This window comes from Oceanospirillum sp., assembly GCF_982874595.1.
Map to the genome: position 1 here is coordinate 15,944 of NZ_CEYNZH010000003.1, position 23,128 is coordinate 39,071.

Consider the following 23,128-nt stretch of genomic DNA (forward strand, 5'->3'; position numbering starts at 1 on the left):
TGAGTTATAAATCATAGCGTTAAAAAAATCATCAAGCGCTTATAGCGACCTGCTGGCCTGTTGGAGTGGGTGGATAACTCAGGCCCAAAGTGTCAAAGCGATCTTTAAGTTGCTGAGCAGCAGTCAAACCGGCAGCGGCACTCTGCTCTGCCCCAACAAAGTTCTGAGGGAAGCTCAAACCAAAAGAGAAACTTTTTGGCTCTTTATACATCCCGGATGGCAACTGATTATCATCAGCACCTAATATCGAAGCCTTTTCTGTCGTATCAGTGTCTTCCTTACTATCGGATTCTTCTGCCTCGTCACTACCTTCCAGCTCTTCGGTACGCTCCAGAAAATCCCGTTCACGAATATCGACGCGAGCTTCATTGCCCATCGCCCGCGCTTCAGAGGCTACTTTCAGATCCTGCTCAGAAGGCTGCGCCGGAGCTAAAGCAGCGCGTTCTACAATCTGGGACTTATCCAGTGTCGCTTCCGGGTCATCAGCCACAGGAGAGGTATCAATAGTGACATGACCGCCAACAGCATATTCACGGCCATCAGGCCCTTCTGTCATATCGTATGAGGGTGCGGAGGCATAACGACCACCTACAGAAGCATGAGCCTGTTCATGAGTACGAACCTCCTGATCCCGCTTGCTCAGCTCTGAGATAACCTGTCGCTTCTCCTGCTCAAGACTCGCCTTTTCTTTTTCCGCTTCAGCTTTTTCCACAGAACTGGCGCTCACAGACTCGGCTGCGCGCTCTTTCTCGCGGTAATCCTGAACAAGGCGACTATATCGCGATGCAGTACTGACGGATGGCGTTTCCATAAAAAACCTTTAATGGCTATTTACTGAATATTAATTAAACGTGTGATAAAGATATTATGGCTAATTTTTAACCTTTTTTCATAGCCAATTCATGTGACCGAATTCTTATTTACAACAATTAATTAGGTAGATATAAAAGGAATTTTATTAACACACTGATATACCAACGCATTCTTTTCATTACCTAAACCATCCTCCTTAAAAGACAGTTCTTGATTTATATTCAAAAAAAAGCCTCGCATAATGCGAGGCTTTCATATTAAGCAATACTTACTACAACAATCGACTACTCATCGATAAAGCTGCGCAAGTGCTCAGAGCGAGTTGGATGGCGTAACTTACGCAGTGCCTTCGCCTCAATCTGACGAATACGCTCACGGGTTACATCAAACTGCTTACCCACTTCTTCCAGCGTGTGGTCGGTATTCATATCGATACCGAAGCGCATACGCAGAACTTTCGCTTCACGGCCCGTCAAACCACCCAGAACAGAGCGGGTAGCTTCAATCAGACCTTCGCCGGTCGCTGTATCGATTGGCGAGTCAGTACCCACATCCTCGATAAAGTCACCCAGGTGCGAATCTTCATCATCGCCGATCGGGGTTTCCATGGAGATAGGTTCTTTGGCAATTTTCAGCACTTTACGAACTTTATCTTCCGGCATTTCCATACGCTCACCCAGCTCTTCCGGAGTAGGCTCACGCCCCATCTCCTGAAGCATCTGACGTGAAACACGGTTCAGCTTATTGATCGTTTCAATCATGTGTACCGGAATACGGATGGTACGTGCCTGGTCAGCAATCGAACGGGTAATTGCCTGACGAATCCACCAGGTGGCATAAGTCGAGAACTTATAGCCACGACGGTATTCAAACTTGTCCACCGCTTTCATCAGACCGATGTTGCCTTCCTGAATCAGGTCCAGGAACTGCAGACCACGGTTGGTGTATTTCTTCGCAATGGAGATAACCAGACGCAGGTTAGCCTCAACCATCTCTTTCTTAGCGCGACGAGCTTTAGCTTCACCAATCGACATGCGACGGTTAACTTCTTTAATCTCGCTCAGATTAAGATGAACATCTTTCTCCACTGTCAGAATCTTGCGCTGGCAACGCAGGATCTCGATACGCAGACCTTCAAGCTTTTCAGCGTACTTAGGCTTGTCTGCCAGTACGTTATCCAGCCACTCAAGGTTGGTCTCGTTACCGGGGAAAGAGGTAATAAATTCTTTACGGGTCATTTTAGCCTTGCGTACACAAAGCTGCATAACACGACGTTCCTGACGACGAATCTCGTCCATGCTATTGCGCACACGGGCAACCATCGCATCGAAGTTTTTAGGCGTCAGTTTGATCGGCGCAAAGTAATCAGCCAGAGCCAACTGGGCTGCCTGATAATCAGCGCTGTCAGTCCCTTTCTTCTCAGCAACCTCAAGCACTTCGTCGTGCAGTTCTTTAAGACGAGTAAAGCGTACACGCGCTTCTTCCGGATCCGGACCGCTCTCGGTTTCTTCCTCATCATCCAGATCGTCGTCATCATCATCAGACTTTGCACTTGCTACCGGACCAACAGGAACTTCACCATCGTCCGGATCAATATAACCGATCAACAGATCACTCAGACGCCCTTCTTCTGTCTGGGTTTGTTCATAGGTATCCAGCACTTTCTGAATCGTACCAGGCAGATAAGAAACAGCGTGCATAACTTCACGCAGACCTTCCTCAATCCGTTTAGCGATAACAATCTCGCCTTCACGGGTCAGAAGCTCTACAGTACCCATTTCACGCATATACATACGAACAGGGTCAGTGGTGCGGCCTACATCGGACTCAACTGCAGCAAGGGCTGCAACTGCTTCTTCTGCGACAACTTCATCCGTTGAAGAATCACCATCAGTCATCAACAGGGTTTCTGCATCAGGTGCTTCCTCGGAAACACTGATACCCATGTCGTTGATCATACGAATGATATCTTCAACCTGATCTGGGTCTGATATATCTTCCGGAAGGTGGTCATTTACTTCTGCGTAAGTGAGGTAGCCCTGTTCCTTTCCGCGGGCGATCAATTCCTTCAAGCGCGACTGTTGCTGCTCATTTCCAGCCATAGATACCCTATCTCAAATGTAGTGCAAAGAACGAGGTGGGAAAAATGCTAAGCGTTCAAATTTAGCATAATTCGGTCTTGACTTCCACCCGATTCTAAATTATTGCGAAAATTCAGCGTTATCACCCTCCGGCTGACTTTTCTTTTTAGCCAACAGGTTAAGCAACATCACCAGCTCTTCATTTTCATTTCTGGTCAGTTTCTGACCGGAACGGCTTTTCCGCGTCAGCTCGTCAAAACGTTGATCGTGCTGATATTCACGCCGCTTAAGCTCCAGTGACCGGAGCCATTCTTTAAATTCTGAGACAATAAACTCTTCGGCAAGCACCTCTTCCAATGCAATCTGGTCCAATAAACGGCCTGTTTCAGTGCCGTACCAGTGCGCTTGTAGAGAAGAAGTGGTGACTCCCGGGGTGCATTTCAAGTATTCAAGCACCTGATCAAAAACCTTTCCCCAGAAGAAACCTTTATTTTCGTCGATAATCTCTTTTAATTGCTGGTACTCAGCATCGGTAAGAGCCTGACAAACATCAGGACATCGCACCAACCAGACCAGTAATTTATAGGCATAACTGGTCGATAATTTAACTTCTGGCTCGTTATCGGCCTGAATTTCAGTTTCTGCAGCATATTCCGGAATAATATCAACCGGTTGGCTTGGCACGGCTTCCCGCGGGGCCGGCTCCTGCTGCTCATCAATTCTTGACTGAAGGTCTGTCGCTTCAATCCCCACCATCTCCGCCAGCTTTTTAACCAGCAAAGTGCGCAAAATACCTTTGGGGATTTTCTTAAAATAGGGCAATGATTTCTGCGTCAGCAGGGCCATCCCTTCAGGCTCATGAGGATTAAGCCCCTCCTGAAGAAATCGAAACAAAAACTCTGACAGCGAATCAGCCCGGACAATACGCTGCTCAAACAGATTCTTACCATTGGCGCGTACCATAGTGTCAGGGTCCTGTCCTTCGGGTAAGAACATAAACCGCGCCTGACGCCCGTCAATCATATGAGGCAGAACATTTTCCAGCGCTCGCTGCGCCGCTCTGACACCTGCTTTATCACCATCAAAACAAAAGACGACTTCAGGGACGACTTTAAACAGCCGCTCCATATGCTCTGATGTAGCCGATGTCCCCAAAGTAGCCACAGCGTAGGGAATACCGGCTTCAGCAAGGGCAACCACATCCATATAGCCTTCCACAACCAGCAGGCGTTCCAGCTGACCTGGAGAGGTTTTGGCCTCGTATAAACCGTAAAGCTCTTTACCCTTCTGGAAAACCGGTGTTTCCGGAGAGTTCAGGTACTTAGGCTTCTCATCACCCAGAACACGACCGCCGAACGCAATAACCTTGCCTCGCCAATCCCTGATCGGAAACATGATGCGATTACGGAAACGATCATAGGTACGGCCGGTTTCCTCTTTCTGAACCAGAAGTCCCAGATTGATCTGCTCTTTTTCGCTGATGTTCTGGCCGGTCAGATATTTCTTCAGCAGCTCCCAACCTTCAGGAGCAAAACCGATACCAAAGCGTTCGACCGTTTCAGGCTTCAGCCCCCGATGCTGAAGATAGGCCTGTGCCCGCTGATGACCTTCTGCCACCTGCAATGAATTGCGATAAAACTGTGTGGCAAGTTCCAGTGTTTCAGCAGACTTTTTAGCCGCCTGACGTTTCTTGGCTTCAACAGGATTTTCATCACGGGGAACTTCCATGCCCAGCTGCTTGGCGAGATCTTCAATCGCCTCAACATAACCCAGGCCATCATGTTCCATCAGAAAACCGATAGCGTTGCCATGAGCACCGCAGCCAAAACAGTGATAAAACTGCTTATCCTGACTAACCGTAAAAGAGGGAGTTTTTTCGTTGTGGAAAGGACACAGACCGTGCCAGTTGCGACCACTTTTTTTCAGCTTAACCGCACTTCCCACTACATCAACGATGTCTGCTCGCGCGACAAGGTCATCGATAAAATATTGAGGAATCCGACCGGCCATAAGGGCACTAACTACCTAAAACGAAAATACAATTCAGAAAAGAAGCTGTCAGGAATGACAGTTCTGATTTTGCAGGCGCTGCAAAATGAAAAACGGCCGCCGGTTAAGGCAGCCGTTTTTACCCCTAAAAAGACAACCGTGCAGACCGAAATCTGCAAATAGGCTGCTTAGTACAGACGCTCGAAACGTTTTTGCTCGCGCTGTACCTTTTTAGCGTGACGCTTAACAGCAGCAGCTGCTTTACGCTTACGAACCCAAGTTGGCTTTTCGTAAAATTCACGACGACGAACTTCGGCTAAGATTCCAGCTTTCTCACAAGAACGTTTGAAACGACGCAGAGCAACGTCAAACGGTTCATTGTCTTTAACTTTAACAGCAGGCATTAAAGACTCACCACCTTAAAAAGTAATAGGATTGAAATTAGAGATGTCACCTAAATCGGTGACATGCCTTAGGGGACGCATGATTCTATAGGCTTTGACCACCCCATGCAAACGGCTTTAGGGGCAGTGATACTGCTTTTTTCACTGAATCAACGCCTTTTGGTGCCATTTTGAGCTTCACATAGGTAGAATTGCGCCCATTCTTTCAAGCAGTTAGTGATCATCATGCGTGTACTCGGAATCGAAACATCCTGTGACGAAACAGGGCTGGCAATTTATGACTCAGAACAGGGTTTATTAGCTCATGCCCTGTTCAGTCAGATCGATATGCATATTCCCTATGGCGGTGTTGTACCTGAACTCGCCTCCAGAGACCATGTGCGCAAGCTTCTGCCCCTCACCCGACAGGTGATGTCCGAAGCCAACAGCAGCGCCGATGATATCGATGCTATCTGCTATACCTCAGGTCCCGGCCTGATCGGAGCCCTTATGGTGGGCGCATCAACGGCTCAGGCTCTGGCGATGGCGTGGGATAAACCCTGCCTTGGCGTTCACCACATGGAAGGTCACCTGCTGGCACCCATGCTGGAAGAAACACCACCAGAATTTCCTTTTGTGGCACTTCTTGTCTCCGGTGGCCACACTCAGCTGATCGATGTTCAGGGTATTGGTCAGTATGAGATGCTCGGCGAGAGCATTGACGATGCTGCCGGTGAAGCCTTTGACAAGGCTGCCAAGATGATGGGGCAGCCCTACCCCGGCGGCCCTCATATCGCCCGCTTCGCACAACAGGGCACACCGGGGAAATACCTGTTCCCAAGACCCATGACCAATCGCCCGGGGCTGGACTTCAGCTTCAGCGGCCTGAAGACCTTCACGCTGAACACGGTAGAAGCAGCCAAAGAGGCTAACAACGGCGAGCTGACTGATCAGGAACGTTCTGATATCGCCTTAGCGTTTCAGGATGCCGTCGTGGATACGCTGGTGATCAAATGCAAACGCGCTCTTAAGCAGGCAAACCGCAAAAAGCTGGTTATTGCCGGCGGGGTTAGCGCGAATAAAGATCTGCGGGAAAAGCTGGAAGCAACACTCACCGGCATGGGCGGTCAGGTTTATTACCCGCGAAATGAATTTTGCACCGACAACGGCGCCATGATCGCCTACGCGGGTTGTCAGCGACTGATGGCAGGTCATAAGAACGACAGACAGATCAAAGTTCAGCCACGCTGGCCACTGACCGATCTGCCACCCTTAGCACCACAGAACGACCTGTAGTGCTAATTCAACATTATTCCGCAATCAGCAACAAAGATAGGTGATGGTTTGGACCGGGTTTTTATTGAAGGTTTAAAAGTTGACGCTTTAATCGGTGTTTACGATTGGGAGCGTGAGATTCTGCAGCCACTGGTATTCGATATCGAGATGGCAACAGATATCCGTCCCGCCGCAGCGTCCGACGAATTATCCCTGACACTGGATTACTTCTCCATCAGCCAGGCGATCACAGAACTGGTTAAAAACTCATCCTACAAACTGATTGAAACTCTGGCAGAGGCGGTCAGCGAACTGATCCGCGATCAGTTTTCCGTATGCTGGGTGAAGGTTAAAGTCAGCAAACCCGGTGCGGTTCCCAACGCTCATAATGTTGCCGTTATGATTGAGCGCGGCTCCCTGATAGCCCCCTCAGCGGAGCGCAATCAATGAGCCGCGTGTACCTGAGCCTTGGCAGCAACATTGATGCCCGCAACAATATCCGCAGGGGCATCAACGCCCTGAACGAACGCTTTGGTGACATGCAGCTGTCACCCATTGTCGAAAGCGAGCCGGTGGGCTTTATCGGTGATCCCTTCATCAACCTGATGACGGTATTAGAAACCGAATTACCCATTGAGGAACTCAGCCAGCAGTTCCGCCAGATGGAATATGAGTTTGGCCGGGAAGACAACGCACCAAAATTCAGCGGGCGGACACTGGATATCGATATCGTGCTGGTGGATCAGCTGGAAGGTCAGCACTTCGGTCTGACCCTGCCCCGTAAAGATCTGTTTGAGCACGGCTATATGCTCTACCCTCTATCCCTGATGGAACCGGAACTGATTCCGCCAGGTCAGGAGAAAACGGTAAAAGAGCTATGGCAAAGCTTCCCCTTCCCGGAACAAAAGCTCTGGCTTACAGAGCTTTAAGAGCCTCTTCAATCAGTTCCAGGCGCCGGGCTTTAATCGCGGCGCCAATCTCCGGCCCCTTTAATCCTTGCTGGACAAAGGCTTTCGCTGTTACACCGCTCATATCAATGGCGAGCGACTGCCACCACTGCATCATTTGCCGCTGCTCCGGTCGCCAAAGCTCCAGCCAAAGTTCAAATAAGCCCCCCTGCTTAAAAGCACCCGCCCGTTCCAACAACGACAGGCACATCACCGGATCTGACGCAGGCCTGCAATTCAGAAGCGACCAGAACTGCTGAACCAACAGAGCAAAATCCAGGTAACGCTTTGGAGCCTTTATTCGCTGACAAAGAGACTCTATCGCCTCTGGTGTTAACACATGCAACATCCAGCCCCAGCAAATCAAAGCCCTGAACTTCGCATCCGCTTCCCTCAAAAAAACGGGCAACTCAACGTCCATTTGTTTCAGTTCAATGAACCAGAAGTTCAATGCACCAACCTTATCCAGAAGCAAAAAAAACTGCTCAGGGTTTTTCTCATCAAGTGCACGCTCTGTCTCTGACCAGACTCTTTCAGCGGATAACTGCTGCAACTCTTCGGCCTGAACCAAAGACTGCATTAGCGCCTTTGTTTCTTCAGCCACAGAAAAGCCGAGATGATAAAAGCGCGCCAGAAAACGAGCCCCCCGCAACACCCTAAGAGGATCCTCGGCAAAAGCAGGAGAAACATGACGCAGAACCCTATTTTCAAGATCTGTCAGTCCGTTATAAGGATCGTGAATATTACCTTCAGCGTCCTTAGCCATGGCATTAATGGTGAAGTCTCGTCGCATCAGATCTTCTTCAAGTGTCACATCAGGTGATGTGTGACAAACAAACCCCTGATAGCCTTTACCGGACTTTCGCTCTGTACGGGCTAACGCATATTCCTCTTTGGTATCCGGATGCAGGAAAACAGGAAAGTCCTTGCCGACCTGAACAAACCCTGCCGCTTTCATCACTTCTGGTGTCGCTCCCACCACCAGCCAATCTCTGTCACGGGGCTGCAAACCAAGCAGTTCATCCCTTACAGGTCCACCGACGAGATAAATATCCTCAGTTTTCAAAGCATTATCGTCAGTTTTATAAAGCTGGCTCATTTTTTGCTACACCCGATATATAAAACGAATAAAAGTTTACTTTTCTGTAGGTTAACCCTTCAGTCAGACTAAACTTTACGAAAGTGGTGCCGATAGTAAACGGTATAATTTTCGGCTCAACTATAAACGGCTTTTATCTTTTCAGGTGAGAGGCCGCTATAAATTGAGTTCGCATCAGAATGTCAGGAAGAACCGATGCTAAAAACCGTAAAAGTAATCACCGGCACTTTGTTCCTTGGTCTTACACTCTCTGCATGCACGATGCCCTATTATGGTTATCAGCAGAATGCGCAATCCCGGGGAACTTATGTGCAGATTCCACCTGCAAAGCCGCAACCAAGACGCAAGGTGATTATCCGAACGGAGACTCATCGCGTTCTGACACCGCAGATCATTATGGAACCCTGCTGCAATATGCAGCCCGATGTGATCTACAGGCGTCGCTACTGATTTGTGATGCGCGTTAAAACACTTTATCGATTTATTTGTGACGGACATCAGGAGTGATGATGATGAAACTTAAACTGGCCTCTCTGGCAATTGCCGGTACTGTATTGACTGCGGGTTGTGCCCCTATCAACCAGCAATCAATGAACAATCAGGCAAACGGCGATTACGTTGTTTACCAGCAGGTTGAGCATACTTACAGCCCTAAGGTTGAGCCAATTATTGTTCGTGTAACAGGCTACGGCGCTTACATGGAGAACCCTCGCATGTCCAAAGGACAGAATCAGTTAATGGCAATGCGCGCCTCCAAGCTTGACGCTTATCGCGCAATTGCGGAACGGGTATACGGTACTCGTGTAAGCGGTGGGTCGACCGTTGAGGCTATGGTACTGCGGGACGACCGCTTCCGTACCTACGTAGATAGCGTTATCCGCGGGGCGAAAGTTATATCAACATATGAGCTGGCCCACAACAACTACGAAACAACTATGGAACTGGTTCTGGAGCCTACGTTCTACGATTGCTTGGGTTCAGCTGATGCTCTGCAATCGCCAAACTGTACGGCACCAACAGTACATGGTGAATCACCAGAAACACGAGCTATTGCTCGTCCTCTGGTTAAAGTGCAGCCTGGGCAGTACTATCTGAACTAATCTGTCAGCAGACATTTTTCTGCTGATGTTATGATTAACACTCAGTTGTTATTAACAGGTAAATAAGGAGCGGTCGGTTGTTAAACACCCTATTCCGTCACAAGGTGTTATGGATTCTCTGTCTGATTCTCGGATTTGAGACACCTCAAGCAGAAGCCAAATGGCTTGAAGCAACCGGCCAGGCCAAAATCGTACATCAGGATCTGGTCAGCGCCCGCCGTATCGCGATCAGAGATGCCGTCCAGCAGCTTAGTCTGCAGGCCGGCGCTGATGTCAGTAGTGTTCAGCAGATGACTGACGGAGCCATCACTGCCGACAATCTGCGCGTTAGCTCAAACGGAACCGTTCAGGATATCAACATCCTGAAAGAAGAAGTTAAAGGCGATATCCTGACACTGACCATTGAAGCCGATGTACTGGTCAAAGACCAATCCTGCGGCAATGGCTCAAGCAATGGCTATCTGAGAAGCGCGGCAGTCACCTCTTTCTATCTGGAAGATCCTCAGTCAGCTTCTTTTGGCGGCTTTTACAATATCAGTCAGGCCCTGCCTGCTGACCTTTCGCGCCGAATGAACAGCCTTCAAAAGGTTAAGGCTTTGGATGCCTCCAGCTTTCAGGTCTATACCTCACCAAAAACAATCCCAACATCCGTAACTACCGAAGGCACTTTGACCACTGCGATTTCAGCTTCCGGTCAACTCGGTGTCCAATACGTAGTCAGTGGTGTGATTCGTGATATTTCGATGGCTCGTCCGGACTTACTGAGAACTAAGTCCTATTTCAGCCAAGTCAAAGATAAAATGGAACACGGCGACAATCGTTTTGAGCGTCGTTTCCAGATGGATATATACGTACACGATGGTTTTAGTGGCGCCATGGTCTATAGCCAGCGCTACGAAACATTGGGCAATTGGAATGTACCACTGGAAGAAAAACCAGGCTTCGGCTCTGTGGCTTTCTGGAAAAGCGATTACGGCCAGCAAGTAAGTGATGTTTTCGATGAAGTCGTCAGCGATCTGAACAGCACACTAAGCTGCCAGCCATTTATGGCTAAAGTAACCCGCACCGAAGGTAAGAAGATCTATATCGATGCAGGTGCTGGTGAAGGCCTTCGTCCTGGCGACACTCTGAGTCTGTACCGCCTGAGCACTTTCTACGATGCGAACCAGAACGCCTATACTGAACTGGAAAACACCAAGATTGTGGTGACACTGAAGAAAGTTCAGCCATTCTTCTCCCGCGGCATCATCAGCACTGAAACCGATAAGCTGGGTATTCAACAGGGTGACGTAGTTATCGCCTGGTAAACGATTCACCTGTATTCTGATCACAAAAAAGGAGCCTGATGGCTCCTTTTTTTATTCTATGCATAACCACCGAAGTGGCTTAAGATCAATTACAGTGCTCAGGACAAACTGTTTTCCACAATTCATAACCGCCCTGCAGGCTGTATACATCACTGAACCCCTGCTCCGCCAGAAACTGTGCTGCAGACTGACTGCTGTTGCCGTGGTAACAACAAACCACTACTGGCTGCGACTTATCGGTCTGCTCAACAAATAGCTGAACATTATCGTTATTCAGAGCCTGAGAGCCTTTAATAGATCCAGCTGAAAAACTTGCCGGATCACGAATATCCACAACAACCGTCTCTTCACCGGCTTCCAGCTTGGCTTTTAATTCATCGGGATTCATAAACTGAAATTTCATAGGGACACCTTTTGTCGTCACCAAAGTTTGCTTGTGGTTTCAAGCCTCTAAGCCATGAAGTCAAACAATTAATAAGTGTAATCAATAAAATATAAGATATCACTAATATCTTTTAGTCTGCAAACTTCTGACAGAGGTCAGCTTGCCGCTTTCCAGGTTCAACGCTGTCAGAGAACCTCCCCAGACACAACCTGTGTCCAGAGCAAAGATCCCCTCGGCATCAATCTGGCCTTCCAGTGCAGCCCAGTGCCCGAAAATGATCTTTTCCTGCACCAAACGGGGATAACTGAACCAGGGAGCATAACCCTCCGGACACTGATCGAGACCTTCCTTAGCATCGAAGTCGAGCTTACCCTTCGGCGTACAAAAACGCATTCGGGTGAAGTAGTTGGTGATCGCACGCAGACGGTCAAAACCTTTCAGATCATCAGACCACTTAGCAGGTTTATTACCATACATATTGTCGAAGTACGCCTTGCATTGAGCGCCGCGCAGAACTTCTTCAACCTCTTTGGCATAAGCCAAAGCCTGCTCAAGATTCCAAACAGGTGGGATCCCGGCATGGGTCATCACATAGCCCAACTTAGCATCGTAATGGCAAAGAGGCTGATGGCGCAGCCAATCGAGTAGCTGATCCCTGTCCGGAGCCTCAAGAATAGGCTGCAAGGTATCGGAACGCTTTAACCGCGCACCGGAATAGGCAACCGCCAGCAGATGCAGATCGTGATTACCCAGCACGCAGCGCGCTCTATCCCCCAGAGAGGAAGCAAAGCGCAGAACCTCAAGGGACTCGGGACCACGATTTACAAGGTCTCCCGCCAGCCAGAGCTGGTCACGATTCGGGTCAAATTGAACGGCATCCAGCAGGAGTTCCAGTTCACTGAAACAGCCCTGCAGGTCACCTACAGCATAAGTTGCCATAACGCTAAATTGCCATCGGTTGTATCGAAAAGATCAGATTGGAATGTTGGATTTGTATCAGCTAGCTATCGGCTTACGGAAGATAAGCCGATCAGTGCAGCATATCCTCTTTCGCCAGCCGGAATGCCGGAATATCCAGCTGCAACGGACAATCGAATTCAATATCCGTTAACTCATAAAACCCCTGCATAACGCCCAGTGGCGTCGGGAAAATAGCACCAGAGGTATAACTGTAGGACTCACCTGGTGCAATCACCGGCTGCTGCCCTACAACACCTTTGCCCTTCACCTCATTCACCTTGCCATTACCATCCGTGATAACCCAGGAGCGGGTCAGCAGCTTCACACTAGTACGGTTATTATTGGTGATGGTGACCTTATAGCTGAAAACATACTGATCGCGATCTTCAGCAGTATCCTGTTTGATAAACTTGGGTTCTATTTTCAGATCCAGCAGGCCAGCGGATGCCGGCTGATCCTGATCACTGATATCAGTCATGTTTACCCAACCTGTCAGCCAGACAATCACTTAAGGCTACCACTTCCTGCAGGCTGAGGGTTTCCGGACGGCGCTGTGGATCGATGCTCAAACCTTCGATTTCAGCAACGTCCATCAGACCTTTCAGGTTATTACGCAGGGTTTTACGGCGCTGGGCAAAAGCGGTTCGTACCAGATTATCCAGACACTCCGCCGACTTCGCCGGGTACGGCAGCTCTTTGTGCGGTGTCAGGCGAACAATGGCCGAGTCCACTTTTGGCATAGGATCAAAAGCTTCTGGTGGCACGATAAAGAGCGACTCCACATCACACAGATACTGCGCCATGATGCTCAAACGTCCCCAGTCATTCGTACCCGGAGCAGCAGCAAGACGCTCAACCACCTCTTTCTGCAGCATAAAGTGCATATCCTGAATATTCTGACGCTGCTCCAGCAGGTGGAAAATCAGAGGCGTAGAGATGTTATACGGCAGGTTGCCCGCAACACGCAGAGGCTTGCCGTCATCGATCAGTTCAGCGAAATCAAACTTCAGCGCATCCGCCTGATGAATCTCAAAACCTTTATGGTTAAAGAATTTCACCTTAAGGCCCGGAATAAGGTCACGGTCGAGCTCAATCACATCAAGGCGCTCGGCAGATTCCAGAATAATTTCGGTCAGCGCCCCCATACCCGGGCCAATCTCAACCATGTGATCATCAGCCTGCGGCGCTATGCTGCGAACAATGCGACGAATAATACCTTCATCCTGAAGAAAGTTTTGTCCGAAGCGCTTACGGGCGCGGTGTTGCTGAGGCTTCTTAGCCATTCATTCCTCTCAGATTCTTCAGGTGTTATCGACTACGGGCTTCTGCCATCAGAGCAGCGTAACCCAGAGCGGTCCAGAGACTGCCTTCATGGGCTTGTCCGGTTCCCGCCAGATCAAGGGCTGTACCGTGATCGACAGATGTTCTTACAATAGGCATGCCGAGGGTGATATTGGCTGCGCGGCCAAATCCGGCATGTTTGAGTACAGGCAAACCCTGATCGTGGTACATCGCCAGAACGGCATCAGTGTCTTTCAGATGATGCTCAGCAAACAGGGTGTCCGCGGGCAGCGGACCAGTCAGAGCAATACCCTCATCAGCCAGAGTTTTCATGGTGGGGATAATCACATCCAGCTCTTCACACCCCAAATGACCATCTTCACCGGCATGGGGGTTGAGACCACAGACCAGTATCCTGGGCTTCTGCAAACCAAAGTCCCGCTGCAAAGAGCGGTAAAGCACGCGACTCACCCGTGAGATGCGCTCAGGAGTCACAGCATCAGGTACATCACGTAACGGCAGATGTGTCGTTACCAGGGCAACACGTAATCCTTCTGTGGCCAGCATCATCACAACCTGCTCAGTTTCTGTTCTTTCCTGCAGAAACTCCGTATGACCGGTAAACGGTACACCGGCTTCATTGATCACGCCTTTGTGCACAGGAGCTGTCACCATTCCCTGCCAACGGCCGGAAAGACAGCCATCGGTGGCCAGTTTCAGTGTATCAAGTACATAAAGGGCATTGTCAGAGTTCAGTTCACCGGCCACTTCCTGCTCAGCAAGGCTGACAGGAATCACTGCCAATTGATTAGCCTGCATCAGGGGGAGCTCGCTATGGGCATCAACCTCGATCAGCTCAACGGGCAGTCCGAGCGCTTGCGCACGACGCTTCAGAAGTGCCGGATCGGCAATCACACCCAAACACAGATGACGACAGTCGACACCGCTCCAGCTCAGGCGCTCAGACGCTTCAGCCCAGCCAGCCGCAAGCTTTAATACAACATCCGGACCAATACCCGCAGGCTCACCCGCGGTGATCACCAGAGACAAACTCACAATATCGTCCTCTTAACGAATCTCGATATAAGCTGCGGCTTTTTGCTCACGCAACCAGTTATCCAGTTCAGTATCAAACTTACGTTTAAACAACTGCTGACGTGCCTGTTCACGAACCAGCTGATCACCAATATCCTGACTACGTCGGCCCTCCACACGTAAAATGTGCCAGCCAAACTGAGTTCTGAATGCAGGACTCACACGGTTAACCGATGTATTGTTGATAGATGCTTCAAACTGAGGCGCATACTTACCCGGCTTAGCCCAACCCAAATTACCGCCATCACCGGCAGAGGCTTTATCATCAGAGTAAGTTCTTGCCAGTTCAGCAAAATCCTCCCCTTTCATAATGCGCTGGCGTAGTTTATTCACCAACGTACGGGCCTGAGCATCGGTCCTAAGCGCCGTTGGTGCGATCAGAATATGACGCACCAGAGTTTCGGTAACCAACTTGGTTGGGCCACCACGTTTTTCCAACAGGCGGATAATGTGAAAACCGGATGGGCTACGCAGCGGTACCGAGGTCTCATTGATATCCATGGCCGGAACCTGGTCAGCTAACAACACAGGCAACTCGCTGCCGCGACGCCAATCCATCTCACCACCCTGCAAGGCATATTCATCATCAGAGACACGAATCGCCAGTTGGCTGAAATCTTCACCCTGAATCAGCTGCTGATAAATCTCCTGCGCTTTCTGATCAGCTGCCGCTACCTGCTCAGGTGTTGCCTTTTCCGGAATCGCTACCGTGATCTGTTGCAAACGATAGTCGGTGCTGCTCAGCTCTGTTTTCTCCTGAGCCAGAAAGTTATCCACTTCCTGCTCAGAGATACGGATACGCTCGCCAACGCGACGCTGACGTAACTGACTGATCAGCAACTCACGACCGATCTGATCACGCACACTGCTGAAAGGAATCCCCTGACGTTCTAACACCTGACGAAACTGATCGACCGTCATTTTATTTTGCTGGGCGACACTGGCCAGGGCTTTGTTAAGCTCGCCATCGGATACCCGCATACCGGATTCTTCTGCTTTCTGCATCTGAATCGTATCCAGAATCAGGCGATCCAGTACCTGCTTACGCAGTACATCCCGGGCTGGCGGAGTGATATTACGCTGACGCAAATTCTGGTAAACCGAATCTAATTTGGCTTCAAGCTCAGACTGCATCAGAGCTTCCTGATTCACGACCGCCACTACCTGATCCAGCGGCTGACGCGCGGCATGAGCGGATAAAACAAATGCCAGCGATAAACTTAAAACGATCCAGTTAACTGCTTTCTTCATCATGGGGTTACTACTTAGTCATAGGTGTATAGCCCGGAACATACTCTTCCATCTGGGCAAATGAACTTTTCTGTCCGATTCCGCCAAAGCCTTTCAGCACTAGCTGAATGCCAATGGAGTCATCCGAAGTCGATGTACTGCTACTGGTTTGCCATTGATGGCGGGCGAAGCGAACCAGCCAGCAACAGCTTTCATACTCAACCCCCGTGATCTGTTCTAGGCGGGTGTCATTTTTAAGATCCTGCTTTTGAGCATAAAAGGTGCGCCATTGATCATTAAAGGGATAGAGCACACCTAAGTCAGCTACTTCCGAATAGGTTTCATCATCTGCATCACAGTTACCCAGTAACGTGCAGTTTGACAAGGCCCTAGTGTGCCGAACCATCATGGTAGCACCTCCCGGCAGCAAAACCGTAACCTGTTGATCCTGACGTTCCAGACGATCTTTATTGTAATCCCACTGCCGCGTGAGTTTCGCCATCAATCGCTCTGTCGGTTGCCATAATGCCTGCAGAATCAGAGGTGAGCTTTCGCGGGAACGGAAGTAATTGGTCGCTTCATTCGGGTCCGAACTGGTGGTTACGGTTCGGTCTTTGGCATAAAAAGCCTGCCCCGCGTTCAACGTAAGCAGCTCACGACCATTTTCGTTGGAGATAAAACGGCTGGTAACACCCAGCGAGGTTTTTATCAGATCACCGGCCCGGTCTACTCCAGAGAAACGTGTGTCCCGATAAAGCTGGTTAATATCAAAGGCGTATTCGGAAGTGTCGAAGACCGGATTTTCAACCTGCTCTTCCGTAGGGGATGCGGTAAAAAACAGGCGCGGTTCAAGCGTTTGAATGTAGTCATTTTCAAACAGCTGCATCTCACGCTCAAAATAAAGCACACCATCAGCAGTAACAACCGGAATCATGCGCTGAGTTGAATCACTCAACCCGGCCGGCTGATCGTCCAGTTGATAGCCGGTCTGCATAAGGCGACCTTTTATCAGCCAATATCCCCAAAGTGCATCTTCCCGATACTCGGCAAAGGGTTCAAGATGATAGCGGTTTGCCTGAAAAGAGGTCCCCCAATCAACAGCACCCTTGGTCACGCTGCCATTAACAGGGTTGTTAATATCTCGTCGGAAAGCAACCCACTGAGAATTAACACCGTAGGTTAAGCCACTATTCCTCCAGCGCCCATTCGCCTGTAATTCAGGCAGCTTATAGAATACTTTATCTTTATCATTCAGATTAGGATTCAACTGCTGATAACCCTGGACACGAGCTAACAACTGCCAGTTGTCATAACGCCCTTCAGCTTCTGCCAGCTGCAAAAGCTCACTGGTGTTCGCTGCTGTAAAGCCTGCTTCAAAATCATTCAGGAAATAATCATCGGAAGATTCTGAATAATCCACACGATAGCGCCAGCGATCTGCAGGCTTACCTCTTAATAAGAGATGAGTTAACTGACGGTCATCACCAAAGTCAGGATCATTTTCAAAGAAAGAGTTTGAAACTTCCCCATAATGATTTTCGGTCGCTAACAGTCGAAACTCTGAATTCAATAATACTCCACGATCTCTATACCAACGAGGACTCAGCGTAGCATCAGCATTCGGGGCCAAATTCAGGTATAGCGGCTGCTCATACTCTTCCAAACCCTCACTCCCCACCGAGAGCGAAGGCATCAAAAGACCGGTATGGCGGCGATCATCAATCGGAAAACGAAAATAGGGCCAGTAGAAAACCGGAATATCGGCAAGTTCCAGCCGGGCGTGTATCGCAGTACCAAAACCACTTTGCTGGTCCAGCTCGATATCACTTCCAACCAAGCGCCAACTGTTGTCACCTGGGGAGCAGGAGGTATAGCTGCCATCGGAGATCACAATCTCTCCCGGTGCCGTCTGAATAATGGTGGACGCCTTGCCCCTCATGCCATCGCTGGGGAGTGCGTATTCGGGATTTACAATCTCAAACTGATCGTCATTCAGATTAAACTTACCTTCATCCCCATGAACAACGACCCCATTCTGCCGCAGGGTCACGTAGTTAATCGCCTCAATTCGGGAACGATCAGAAGAGACTTTGGCTTCTTCAGCCTGAAGACTAATCTCCGGACTGATAATTTTCACTTTGCCTCTGAGGTGGATACTGCCATCAGCGAGATAGTCTGCAGACTCCGCTGTAATTTGAGTCGCATCGCCTTCCGGCTGCAAATAAGGCACAGGTCGGTATGAACCCGCACAAAACGAAGGCAGAGAAGACTGCTCCTCAGGCGACAACTCATTGCGAGGCACCCAATCCAGAAAATAGGAGGAATCTATATCAGCAGCCAAAACGCCTTCAGAAAATAAGCTTAAAGCCAAAACACACGCCATCAGCTGACCGGTGCCGGATGCCAGCAAACGCTTTTTCCGGTGCGAAAAAGTGAACACCAGATCTGAAGATGAAGATGACAATTTCAAACAAGATCCTTACTTGGCTGATGTCTGGCCTGAACCTGAAGCAGGTTCGGCCCGAATGAGTTTGGCTGAAATCAGTAGGGTACAGCTAAAAGCGCAACATTATAGCGACTTTGAAATCTTCCGGCTCGAAGAAATATTTCTGACCAAAAAGTATAACGGTTACGGCAGTTTACCTCATTGACCGAAGCAGCCCAATGGCATAACAAAAGCCAACAAGACGACTCAAATGAATCCGACGGTGGTCGAACGAATTAACATCAGTGCAATCTCCCTTTATTAACAGAACCACTTAACAGTGTTAACAAAAGCTTCAGGCTTCTATATGGGCAGCTGCAGACGCTTTTGCCATAATACAGCAGCTTCCGGAATAATACGGCCACGATAAGGAGTGCCGATGACCCCTAGATACAACCAGCTTTGCCAATGGCTGATTCAGGCAACCAATATCAGCCAGCCTGAGCTTGAGATGGTGGCAGGTGATGCCAGTTTCCGTCGCTACTACCGTCTGCATTGGAACAACGCACGCACGCACGGTAAAGACACCTCCTATATCGTAATGGATGCCCCGCCTCCGGAAGAAGACTGCGCTCCTTTTGTCCGTATCGCCCGCCATTGGTTCCACCAAGGCGTGCATGTGCCTGAGATTATTGCGCAGGATCTGGAACAGGGCTTTCTCTTACTACAGGACTTTGGCGATAACCAGTTACTGCCAAACATCTACGATAACCACTCTGTGGCAGACCGGCTTTACAAAGACGCCATCGAGGAACTGATCCGTATTCAGCAAACCACCGATCTGGAGCTTCCTGCCTACGACCACGAACTTCTGACCCGGGAGATGGAGCTGTTCAAAGAATGGTTCTGCCTTAAATGGCTGGAGCTGGATCTGAGCGCCGAAGAGATCAGCCTGCTGGATCATACCTTTGATTATCTGTCCCACAACGCACTACAGCAAACCCAGGTTCCGGTTCACCGGGATTATCACTCCCGTAATCTGATGCTGACGGACGAGGAGAAAATCGGCATTATCGATTTTCAGGATGCAGTCCTTGGCCCCATCAGTTACGACCTGGTATCCCTGCTGAAAGATTGCTACCTGCACTGGCCTGCTTCAGCGGTCAATCAATGGCGAAATCACTATCTTCAGGAAGCAAAAAATGCAGGCCTACTGGCTACGGATTATTCCAAAGACAAGTTCCGTCAAGAGTTTGACCTGATGGGTGCCCAACGCCATATCAAAGTACTGGGTATCTTTTCCCGACTCTGGCTGCGGGATGGTAAGCCCGGCTACCTGAACGATATCCCCCGCACGTTACAACATCTGCTTGAGGCCACTGGCGAATACCAAAATCTGAACCGTTTCCACCAATGGCTGCTGGACCGGGTCGTGCCGGCTATCAACCTCAAACATCAGAAACAACAAGAAATTCAACAGACCGAAGGCGCATAACATGCAGGCGATGATTCTGGCAGCAGGCCTGGGCACCCGAATGCGTCCCCTGACGGACCACACCCCCAAGCCTTTGTTAAAGGTTGCAGGAAAGCCATTGCTGGAGCACCAAATCAACCGACTGATTGATGCCGGAGCCGACTCGATTCTGATCAATATCAGTTATCTGGCAGAACAGATTGAAGAATTTATCGCCTCACGCCTCTGGCCGGTTGCTATCCGTCTCTCCTTTGAAGATCAGCCTCTGGAGACCGCGGGCGGCATTCAGAAAGCACTGGAACAGGACGACCTGGATTGGGACTCGCCTCTGCTGCTGGTCAATGGCGATATCTGGTGCGATTACGATCTTGCTAATTTGCCTCCCCTCAATGGAGATACGCTGGGCCACCTGATTCTGGCATCAAACCCTGAGCACAACCCCGCGGGAGACTTCCTGATGGCTGCCGATGGCAACGTCCAGCGAAAACCTGACAATGCTGAATCGACTGACCACTCATTGTCAGCACTCACCTTCAGTGGCATCAGTCTGCTTGATCCCAAACTGATCCCCACAAGCCAGATCTCCCCCCCTCCTCTTGCTCTTGGTCCGCTACTGAAACATGCGGCAGAAAAGGGACAGATCACCGGCGAGCATTTTGATGGATACTGGTTGGACGTCGGCACACCGGAAAGACTGAAACAGCTCGAAGAGAAAATTCTGAAGGATCAGATATAACCCCCATGAAAAGCCGATTCCTGATCTCATTTAAAATCACAGGTCTGTTAACCGGCATGCTGACCTGGGGCTGGCGAGGGATGGTTATCGGCTTTCTGCTTGGCTACCTGCTGGACAAAAAACTCAACAGCTATCTCGACAAAGCTCCCAAGGCTCCCTATGGCAAGCGCTATCGCAGCAAAGATGAAAGTCTCTTTTTTCAGATCACCTTTCAGATGCTGGGCTATTTAGCGAAAGCTGACGGGCAGGTCTCCCAGCGGGAGATTCACGCAACCGAATACATCATGTCATCCATGGCACTCTCGGCGGATGAGCGCTTAGCGGCTATTGAAGCCTTCAATACCGGAAAAAACCAACCGGAGCTGCCTTACACCCTGATCAGCCGGTTTAGAAAACGCTTCAAACAGCGCACCGGAAAGAAAATGGAATGGCTGCACTATCAGTTTCAGCTGCTCTATGCAGAAGGTCGTGCGGATACCCAGCTGGTTGAAACACTCGGCATGGCGGCGTTTCATGCCGGGATAAACCCCGAACAGTTCCAAACGATTCGTCAGCAATACCGAAAGGCCTGGCAGGACAACGCCCGCCAGTACACCTCCGGCCGCGATGAACACAAACATGAACAGCGGAATGAACAGCAACGCTGGCAACAGGACAAGACATCAAGTCAGCAAAGAGAAAGGCAAGAGTGGGGATCCCACTCAGGATATCGCCAACATTACCGCTCTAACGCTTACTCCAGTTTCGGGCAGGAGCTGAACGCCGCTTATCAGCTGCTAGGCGTCACGCCGGATTGTGACCCGGCCAGCCTGAAGAAAGCGTACCGCCAGAAAATATCTAAGGTACACCCGGACAAGCTGGCAGGAAAAAATGCCAGCCCATCCGAACAGGCCCGTGCCAAAGAGTTATCACAACAAATTCAGGCTGCATATCAGCTGATAAAGAAAAGCCGGCAAACCTTCTGACCCAACCGGCATGTTATGACCTTTCAAAGCCACCTGAAGCGGACACAAAAAAGCACCGACAGCTCAACGCCAACGGTGCTTTTTTATCGATGTCTATGCAACAACTGGGGCGCAGCGCCCGTCGTAGTCAATAACGAGGGCGCTCCATGCGCTCCTCATATAGAGAGCGAATCGGGCCCTTAATATAAGAGTCTGCCGGGTCTCTCTCCTCCCCCTCAAATTGATAGAGATAATCCAGCCAGCCCCTCAGAGACTGAACGACACGACGATCTTTCGCTTCGGACTGGCCGGATTGCAGACCAAGCCCCCCCAGACGAGTCTGACGATAATGAGGGTTACCGGAACGACGGGCAAAATTAGCCCGCTCTGTAGCAAAACCTTTATCAAAGCGATTATCGTCGTAATAGAGATCCAGAATAGGTCGCTGCTGTTCCAGCAATAAAGCAGGTAGATCCACATCAATCTGACGTTGAGGCATACGGGGTTGAATCATAACGACAGCCTGCTCAGGCGGTGCCGTATGATCTTTGAGGTAATCCATAATCCAGACAGCCCCCACACCATGCCCAACAAAGACAATCTGCTCATACCCCTGGCCCAAAAGGTGCGATATAGCCGCTTCAATCCGGGCATCAATCCGATCAGACAGAGGGCCAAAATCGTCAACAGGAACAAAAGTGGGGTTTTGGGGGGGCCAGTCAGGATTACCTCCCTCTTCACCCTCCTGACCCTCACCTAACTCGTCACCCTCTTCATCAGCAGAAGTCTGAGACTCGGGGGCTGCATCTTCCGCAGCGCTATCAGCCAGTGCGTCTTCACCCTCACCACCTTCGCCCTCAGCCGGCGCCTCTTCCTCATCATCCCCCGCACCTTCCGGCATTCCGGCAAGCACCTGAGTTGCCGGCAAGGTTCGTTCCGGGATCTCTGCCGGGCCAGGGCTTGGAATCGCAACCGATAAAGTTGCCCAACCAAAATCCGGCATCTGCGTCCGCACCGGGTTGACCACCATAGGCCAGTCAGGATGGCCGTCTTCAATATGCAGAATCACCAGCGCACCGCGGGCTTTCGGCGTATGCTCAGGACGAAACAGGGTCAGAAACTCTTCCTCATTCGCGTTCAGCCGAAGCACTTCTCTCGGATCAGCCTGGCGGGCCAGTACATCAAAACGGGTTTTCTCGGCATTAGGAACAATATAAGGCTTGGGTGGCTCTTTGGGTTTTGCCGGTTCTTCCTGCGCGTCCTCGCCATCAAGAGGCTCATCCTCTTCAGCCGCCCATAGGACAGGAGCTGTTACAACAGAAGTAACCAGCAAGCTAAGTAGCAAAAAACGCAGCAAAAAACGACGCGCCAACAGACGGCACGACATAAGTGCCGGAACTGAAAGCCGCATCGATAACCATGAATTTAATTTCCACCCTGAACAAACCATGCCGTTATCCCGTTACTGTAACCATGGCACAGGCAGAGGTTTGCCTCCTGCCTGCGGTAAAACTGAAACCTTTACATTTCAATGCATTAACTGTGCCGTAAAATCTGTAGCCAGTATAAATAACCTGCCGTGAATTAAGAACCCATCGGACAAG

General features: G+C 50.0%; 22 protein-coding genes. 9 read left to right on the plus strand and 13 right to left on the minus strand.

Features of this window, described 5'->3' with window-relative positions:
* Window positions 1-31: 31 nt before the first annotated feature.
* From AC4GL5_RS02150 to rpsU, 4 genes are all read right to left on the minus strand, one after another.
* The gene (locus AC4GL5_RS02150) at window positions 32-811 is read right to left on the minus strand and encodes a putative metalloprotease CJM1_0395 family protein (protein ID WP_490381142.1); all 780 of its coding nucleotides are present in this window, start codon (window positions 809-811) and stop codon (window positions 32-34) included.
* Between the two features lie 286 nt (window positions 812-1,097).
* Complete coding sequence (rpoD, locus tag AC4GL5_RS02155) at window positions 1,098-2,915, minus strand: RNA polymerase sigma factor RpoD (protein WP_490381143.1); 1,818 nt, start codon at window positions 2,913-2,915, stop codon at window positions 1,098-1,100.
* A gap of 99 nt (window positions 2,916-3,014) precedes the next feature.
* On the minus strand, window positions 3,015-4,904 hold the full coding sequence (gene dnaG / locus AC4GL5_RS02160; protein WP_490381144.1) for a DNA primase: 1,890 nt from the start codon (window positions 4,902-4,904) through the stop codon (window positions 3,015-3,017).
* Window positions 4,905-5,071: 167 nt separating this feature from the next.
* On the minus strand, window positions 5,072-5,287 hold the full coding sequence (rpsU, locus tag AC4GL5_RS02165; RefSeq protein WP_028304873.1) for a 30S ribosomal protein S21: 216 nt from the start codon (window positions 5,285-5,287) through the stop codon (window positions 5,072-5,074).
* A gap of 225 nt (window positions 5,288-5,512) precedes the next feature.
* On the opposite strand from rpsU, the gene tsaD reads away from it, so the two are divergent.
* Genes tsaD through folK form a run of 3 tightly spaced genes read left to right on the plus strand, consistent with a single transcriptional unit; the run spans window position 5,513 to window position 7,470 of the window.
* Window positions 5,513-6,562, plus strand: a complete 1,050-nt coding sequence (tsaD, locus tag AC4GL5_RS02170) for a tRNA (adenosine(37)-N6)-threonylcarbamoyltransferase complex transferase subunit TsaD (protein WP_490381145.1) — start codon at window positions 5,513-5,515, stop codon at window positions 6,560-6,562.
* Window positions 6,563-6,610: 48 nt separating this feature from the next.
* The gene (folB, locus tag AC4GL5_RS02175; protein ID WP_490381146.1) at window positions 6,611-6,991 is read left to right on the plus strand and encodes a dihydroneopterin aldolase; all 381 of its coding nucleotides are present in this window, start codon (window positions 6,611-6,613) and stop codon (window positions 6,989-6,991) included.
* Window positions 6,988-7,470, plus strand: a complete 483-nt coding sequence (gene folK / locus AC4GL5_RS02180; protein WP_490381147.1) for a 2-amino-4-hydroxy-6-hydroxymethyldihydropteridine diphosphokinase — start codon at window positions 6,988-6,990, stop codon at window positions 7,468-7,470. Before folB ends, folK begins: the two co-directional genes overlap by 4 nt.
* Here folK and AC4GL5_RS02185 read toward each other — a convergent pair.
* On the minus strand, window positions 7,457-8,587 hold the full coding sequence (locus AC4GL5_RS02185; RefSeq protein ID WP_490381148.1) for a tRNA nucleotidyltransferase/poly(A) polymerase-related protein: 1,131 nt from the start codon (window positions 8,585-8,587) through the stop codon (window positions 7,457-7,459). The two genes, folK and AC4GL5_RS02185, sit on opposite strands and share 14 nt — an antisense overlap.
* Before the next feature lie 195 nt (window positions 8,588-8,782).
* On the opposite strand from AC4GL5_RS02185, the gene AC4GL5_RS02190 reads away from it, so the two are divergent.
* The 3 genes from AC4GL5_RS02190 (at window position 8,783) to AC4GL5_RS02200 (ending at window position 10,994) form a co-directional block, all read left to right on the plus strand.
* The gene (locus AC4GL5_RS02190) at window positions 8,783-9,037 is read left to right on the plus strand and encodes a hypothetical protein (protein WP_490381149.1); all 255 of its coding nucleotides are present in this window, start codon (window positions 8,783-8,785) and stop codon (window positions 9,035-9,037) included.
* Between the two features lie 59 nt (window positions 9,038-9,096).
* Complete coding sequence (locus AC4GL5_RS02195; RefSeq protein WP_490381150.1) at window positions 9,097-9,687, plus strand: LPP20 family lipoprotein; 591 nt, start codon at window positions 9,097-9,099, stop codon at window positions 9,685-9,687.
* Window positions 9,688-9,764: 77 nt separating this feature from the next.
* Window positions 9,765-10,994: a flagella assembly protein FlgT gene (locus AC4GL5_RS02200; RefSeq protein WP_490381151.1), complete on the plus strand. Its 1,230-nt coding sequence runs from the start codon at window positions 9,765-9,767 to the stop codon at window positions 10,992-10,994.
* Between the two features lie 85 nt (window positions 10,995-11,079).
* Here the strand turns inward: AC4GL5_RS02200 and glpE are convergent, their stop codons facing one another.
* The 7 genes from glpE to AC4GL5_RS02235 all read right to left on the minus strand — a co-directional run bounded on the left by glpE (window position 11,080) and on the right by AC4GL5_RS02235 (window position 18,415).
* Window positions 11,080-11,397 carry a thiosulfate sulfurtransferase GlpE gene (gene glpE / locus AC4GL5_RS02205; protein ID WP_490381152.1) on the minus strand — a complete coding sequence of 106 codons (318 nt, stop codon included), beginning with the start codon at window positions 11,395-11,397 and terminating at the stop codon, window positions 11,080-11,082.
* Window positions 11,398-11,499: 102 nt separating this feature from the next.
* On the minus strand, window positions 11,500-12,318 hold the full coding sequence (locus AC4GL5_RS02210; protein WP_490381153.1) for a symmetrical bis(5'-nucleosyl)-tetraphosphatase: 819 nt from the start codon (window positions 12,316-12,318) through the stop codon (window positions 11,500-11,502).
* Between the two features lie 91 nt (window positions 12,319-12,409).
* Window positions 12,410-12,817, minus strand: coding sequence for a Co2+/Mg2+ efflux protein ApaG (gene apaG, locus AC4GL5_RS02215; protein ID WP_490381154.1), 408 nt, complete (start codon window positions 12,815-12,817; stop codon window positions 12,410-12,412).
* On the minus strand, window positions 12,810-13,622 hold the full coding sequence (gene rsmA / locus AC4GL5_RS02220) for a 16S rRNA (adenine(1518)-N(6)/adenine(1519)-N(6))-dimethyltransferase RsmA (RefSeq protein ID WP_490381155.1): 813 nt from the start codon (window positions 13,620-13,622) through the stop codon (window positions 12,810-12,812). Before rsmA ends, apaG begins: the two co-directional genes overlap by 8 nt.
* A gap of 25 nt (window positions 13,623-13,647) precedes the next feature.
* Entirely contained in the window at window positions 13,648-14,676 is a 1,029-nt protein-coding gene (gene pdxA, locus AC4GL5_RS02225) for a 4-hydroxythreonine-4-phosphate dehydrogenase PdxA (RefSeq protein WP_490381156.1), read from the minus strand.
* A gap of 12 nt (window positions 14,677-14,688) precedes the next feature.
* Window positions 14,689-15,969: a peptidylprolyl isomerase gene (locus AC4GL5_RS02230; protein WP_490381157.1), complete on the minus strand. Its 1,281-nt coding sequence runs from the start codon at window positions 15,967-15,969 to the stop codon at window positions 14,689-14,691.
* A 7-nt stretch (window positions 15,970-15,976) separates the two neighbouring features.
* Window positions 15,977-18,415, minus strand: a complete 2,439-nt coding sequence (locus tag AC4GL5_RS02235; RefSeq protein WP_490381158.1) for an LPS-assembly protein LptD — start codon at window positions 18,413-18,415, stop codon at window positions 15,977-15,979.
* 394 nt (window positions 18,416-18,809) lie between these two features.
* Between AC4GL5_RS02235 and AC4GL5_RS02240 the strand changes: the two genes are divergently transcribed.
* Genes AC4GL5_RS02240 through djlA form a run of 3 tightly spaced genes read left to right on the plus strand, consistent with a single transcriptional unit; the run spans window position 18,810 to window position 21,545 of the window.
* Window positions 18,810-19,865: an aminoglycoside phosphotransferase family protein gene (locus AC4GL5_RS02240; protein ID WP_490381159.1), complete on the plus strand. Its 1,056-nt coding sequence runs from the start codon at window positions 18,810-18,812 to the stop codon at window positions 19,863-19,865.
* A gap of 1 nt (window position 19,866) precedes the next feature.
* Window positions 19,867-20,580 (plus strand): nucleotidyltransferase family protein, encoded by a 714-nt coding sequence (locus tag AC4GL5_RS02245; protein WP_490381160.1) that lies wholly within the window; start codon window positions 19,867-19,869, stop codon window positions 20,578-20,580.
* Window positions 20,581-20,585: 5 nt separating this feature from the next.
* Window positions 20,586-21,545: a co-chaperone DjlA gene (gene djlA / locus AC4GL5_RS02250; RefSeq protein WP_490381161.1), complete on the plus strand. Its 960-nt coding sequence runs from the start codon at window positions 20,586-20,588 to the stop codon at window positions 21,543-21,545.
* A 127-nt stretch (window positions 21,546-21,672) separates the two neighbouring features.
* On the opposite strand, the gene AC4GL5_RS02255 is transcribed toward djlA, so the two are convergent.
* Complete coding sequence (locus AC4GL5_RS02255; protein WP_490381162.1) at window positions 21,673-22,935, minus strand: DUF3530 family protein; 1,263 nt, start codon at window positions 22,933-22,935, stop codon at window positions 21,673-21,675.
* Between the last annotated feature and the right edge of the window lie 193 nt (window positions 22,936-23,128).

Coding starts and splice junctions, on each gene's coding strand:
- AC4GL5_RS02150 (WP_490381142.1), bottom strand. CDS start 811: ATGGAAACGCCATCCGTCAGTACTGCATCGCGATATAGTCGCCTTGTT.
- rpoD (WP_490381143.1), bottom strand. CDS start 2,915: ATGGCTGGAAATGAGCAGCAACAGTCGCGCTTGAAGGAATTGATCGCC.
- dnaG (WP_490381144.1), bottom strand. CDS start 4,904: ATGGCCGGTCGGATTCCTCAATATTTTATCGATGACCTTGTCGCGCGA.
- rpsU (WP_028304873.1), bottom strand. CDS start 5,287: ATGCCTGCTGTTAAAGTTAAAGACAATGAACCGTTTGACGTTGCTCTG.
- tsaD (WP_490381145.1), top strand. CDS start 5,513: ATGCGTGTACTCGGAATCGAAACATCCTGTGACGAAACAGGGCTGGCA.
- folK (WP_490381147.1), top strand. CDS start 6,988: ATGAGCCGCGTGTACCTGAGCCTTGGCAGCAACATTGATGCCCGCAAC.
- AC4GL5_RS02185 (WP_490381148.1), bottom strand. CDS start 8,587: ATGAGCCAGCTTTATAAAACTGACGATAATGCTTTGAAAACTGAGGAT.
- AC4GL5_RS02190 (WP_490381149.1), top strand. CDS start 8,783: ATGCTAAAAACCGTAAAAGTAATCACCGGCACTTTGTTCCTTGGTCTT.
- AC4GL5_RS02195 (WP_490381150.1), top strand. CDS start 9,097: ATGATGAAACTTAAACTGGCCTCTCTGGCAATTGCCGGTACTGTATTG.
- glpE (WP_490381152.1), bottom strand. CDS start 11,397: ATGAAATTTCAGTTTATGAATCCCGATGAATTAAAAGCCAAGCTGGAA.
- AC4GL5_RS02210 (WP_490381153.1), bottom strand. CDS start 12,318: ATGGCAACTTATGCTGTAGGTGACCTGCAGGGCTGTTTCAGTGAACTG.
- apaG (WP_490381154.1), bottom strand. CDS start 12,817: ATGACTGATATCAGTGATCAGGATCAGCCGGCATCCGCTGGCCTGCTG.
- rsmA (WP_490381155.1), bottom strand. CDS start 13,622: ATGGCTAAGAAGCCTCAGCAACACCGCGCCCGTAAGCGCTTCGGACAA.
- AC4GL5_RS02230 (WP_490381157.1), bottom strand. CDS start 15,969: ATGATGAAGAAAGCAGTTAACTGGATCGTTTTAAGTTTATCGCTGGCA.
- AC4GL5_RS02240 (WP_490381159.1), top strand. CDS start 18,810: ATGACCCCTAGATACAACCAGCTTTGCCAATGGCTGATTCAGGCAACC.
- AC4GL5_RS02245 (WP_490381160.1), top strand. CDS start 19,867: ATGCAGGCGATGATTCTGGCAGCAGGCCTGGGCACCCGAATGCGTCCC.
- djlA (WP_490381161.1), top strand. CDS start 20,586: ATGAAAAGCCGATTCCTGATCTCATTTAAAATCACAGGTCTGTTAACC.
- AC4GL5_RS02255 (WP_490381162.1), bottom strand. CDS start 22,935: ATGCGGCTTTCAGTTCCGGCACTTATGTCGTGCCGTCTGTTGGCGCGT.